A 3,519-nucleotide genomic window follows, 5' to 3' on the forward strand; every position below is an offset into this window, starting at 1 on the left:
CTATTGGAACTTATACTGTATTCTGTATGCGAAAAAGGAGAAAGCAGAAATGTTGCAGAGAAACTAATAGCGCTGTTCAATAGTGTGGGAAAAGTAATTAGTGCTGATCTTTATGAGCTAAAAAGCGTTGTAGGAATGAATGATGCATCTGTAGCAAGTATTCAATGTGTGAGAGAAATTATAAAAAGGATACTGAAAGGCAAATTAGAAGAGTTATCAATTATGGATAATAGAGAAAAGCTAATAGAGTACTTGAAGGCAACAATAGGGCAGTTCAGAAAAGAAGGCTTACGAGTGATATACTTGGATCCAGGTAACCGTTTGGTGCACGAGTATGTTCAAGACACCGGAACTGTAAACAAAACACCTTTTTACATAAGAGAAATAGTCAAAAGGGGATTATTGGTCGAAGCAATGTCTGCTATAGTAGCACATAATCATCCGAGCGGAGACCAAGAACCATCTGAGGAAGATGAAAAGAATACACGGAAATTAGAGTTGGCATGTGATAATGTAGGAATCAAATTAATGGATCATGTAATAATAACAGAAAAAAGTCACTTTAGTTTTTATGATAATGGCTTAATGTGATACTAGAATTGAAATGGGGTGGTTTCACTTCACCCTTTTTCAAACCTTTGTTTAACTCTCTGTGGAAAAGAAAATTGTTTCAGTTTTCATGAGAATGGGTTACTGTAACGGTAAAGGCAATGGAGTTTTTATCATATAGTTCTGAGCAGCTCAAGCAATACTTTTTTAGCACTAAGCAATGAAGAAAAAATTACTAACTATAGAAGGTTGCTGAAAGAAGCAAAAATTTTACTTAAAAAAGAAAGTAGTGATATAAATCAGCTTAAAAAGCTAAGTAATGCAGCCGTTGCTATAGAAGAAACTACTGAGCAAGAATTACTGAAGGAATTTAATGATGACCATCCACTGCGAGAAGTGAATGTTATAGTCTATCCTAAAAAAGATGGTAGTGAAGTAAATTACTTATTCAGCTTGAGCGATTCATCAGAATTGTATGATGTGAAGGAAGATAGAGAAAAAGCGTTGTACCAGGCAATAAAATCAAGTGATATTGAGATAATAAAGCATTTGCTAATAATTGTGTTATCTGATAACGCTAAAAAGGTACGCAAGCTAAACTCAGATTACTTAAAAGAGCTAGAAACATTTCTATCAAAAGGCTACAAAGAACTGGAAAAAAATCTTTCAAAAGATATGAAAAATTACCTTGAGAAGAAGATAAGGTTTGTCAGCTTTTTATGCGATTTTAAATATCAAGAAAATCCAATAGAGTCATTTGCATCCCAAGCAGATGTTGATTATCAAATAGATAAATTTTTACTTTCTTTGATTGCGGAAAATACCAAAGAGAAAGAGCTATTAAGTAAAATAAACGAAATGATGGAACTTTTAGAAAAGCATGAAAGATTTGATGAATTAGAATACAAAGTGAGGAGACTAAAATCAGAGCTTGAGGGAGGAAAAAGTAAGTACTTAGCAGAAATTATGGGAGCAAGCATCAAAGAACGAGAAAGGGAGATGAGGGAAATTGAGGAAAAATATATACGGCCGCGTAATTTAATAAATGAAAGGAATGATTTATTAAAGCAGACATTAGCTTTTAAAAGGTACATACATTAACTTTAAGTTTTAATCTTATTGTTTTCCCTACCGAAGGTTATCTCACCTTGAGGCAAAGGAAAGGCTAGAATAGTCGCGTATGCTAGCACACCAAGTGCGATATGAAAGCCTACCAAAATACTGAAAAAGGGCCTTGGACCAAATGTAGATCAAATAATTGCCAAAGCATGTATAAATACACCTACGACAATGTTGCCAACAATTTAAAACTTGAAAAAAGTATTTCCAGAAAACTTTTATGTCCAAAAGTAAGAGCTCCATTTATTTATGACGCTAATGACGAACTAATTATCAGCTTTAATGTAGTGGATTAATAATGAGCATATTATTTAAATGGAATGTTATGAACAGTAAAGAAAGATTTGCCATACGAGTTAGTTATGAACCTGATAGGTTGGCAGAGGTATATTTATTAGACGCCTACACAAAATTAATGCCAGTGCTAAAGTATTCAGTAAATGCAAATAAAAAAGAACTTCAAGGAGGATCAAATGTTAACAGTAAGCTTATATGCAAGAGTTTCTTCAGAAAAACAAGTACAAGAGAATACGATTGCAAGTCAACTTTCAGCTTTAGAAAATAAAATTAAAGCAGATGGGCATGAATTGCTAGATGAACATAAATTCGTTGATAATGGCTATAGTGGATCTAATTTAGTTCGTCCTGCCTTAGAAAAATTACGTAATAAAGTAGCAGAAGGTAAAATTGACATAATCTATATTCATTCTCCTGATCGTTTATCGCGTAAATATGCATATCAGATGGTTTTACTTGAAGAATTACAGAAAGCAAAAGTAGAAGTAATTTTTTTAAATAATCAGATTAATGATAGTCCAGAAGCTCATTTATTGTTACAAATGCAAGGTATGATAGCAGAATATGAACACACAAAGATTACTGAAAGATGTCGTCGAGGAAAAATTTATGCAGCTAAAAAAGGTAGTGTAAATGTAATGTGTAGAGCTCCTTACGGCTACCGTTATATAAATAAACAGATGGAAGGAGGGCAAGCTCGGTTTGAAGTTCATGAAGAAGAAGCGGAAGTGGTTCGTAAGCTATTTTCTTGGATAGGCAGAGAAAGAATGAGTGCTGGAGAAGTATGTCGCCAGCTAAATACCATGTCTATCATGTCAGCGAAGGGAAAATGCTGGAATAAAGGCACGCTTTGTGGTACACTAAAAAATCCTGTCTATAAAGGACAAGCAGCTTTTGGTAAAACAAAGGTAGGTGCAAAGCTGCCGCAAATAAGACCATACAAACATTCCTGTGAACAACCTAAAAAGAATAGTTCTACCTATCGTGTTGAAAGGGAACATTGGATTTACATTCCAGTACCTAAAATAGTTGATGAAGATTTGTTTGATATAGTTCAAAAGCAATTAGCTGAGAACGCAAAAAGGCAAAGAGCAAGACAAATAGGAACAACTAATCTATTGCAAGGCTTATTGGTATGCAAGCGTTGCCAGTATTCTTATTATGCTAAAAGATATGGCAAGTCTCAAAAAAAATGTTATCGTTGTATTGGCGCAGATGCTTACCGTTTTGCTGGTAATAAGATTTGTAATAGTAAAACAATTCGTGCTTCTACATTAGAGACAGCTGTGTGGGAAGAAGTTAAAAGCCTATTAAAAAATCCAAACAGAATTTTAAAGGAATATCAGCGTAGGCTTTCAGAACTTCAAAAATCACCATGTGATCAAATAACTGATTCACTTAAAAAACAAGATGATAAGCTGAAACAAGGCATTTCAAGACTTATTGATAGCTATACTCAAGGGTATATTAGCAAAGAAGAATTTGAACCACGAATTAAAGCAGCAAAACAGAGCTTAAAAATAGTTGAAGAGGAAAAGAAAAAAATATTCAATC

The 3,519-nt window shown here is 33.7% G+C and carries 3 protein-coding genes; all 3 read left to right on the plus strand.

The annotated features are described in order from the left end of the window. A partial coding sequence (locus Wcon_RS10075; RefSeq protein WP_114517967.1) for a JAB domain-containing protein occupies positions 1-591 on the plus strand: 591 nt, incomplete at its 5' end. Between the two features lie 207 nt (positions 592-798). Then, positions 799-1,650: a hypothetical protein gene (locus Wcon_RS10080; RefSeq protein WP_237349981.1), complete on the plus strand. Its 852-nt coding sequence runs from the start codon at positions 799-801 to the stop codon at positions 1,648-1,650. A gap of 458 nt (positions 1,651-2,108) precedes the next feature. Further along, on the plus strand, positions 2,109-3,519 hold a 1,411-nt coding region (locus Wcon_RS10090; RefSeq protein WP_147269162.1), incomplete at its 3' end, for a recombinase family protein.

This window comes from Wolbachia endosymbiont of Cylisticus convexus, from assembly GCF_003344345.1.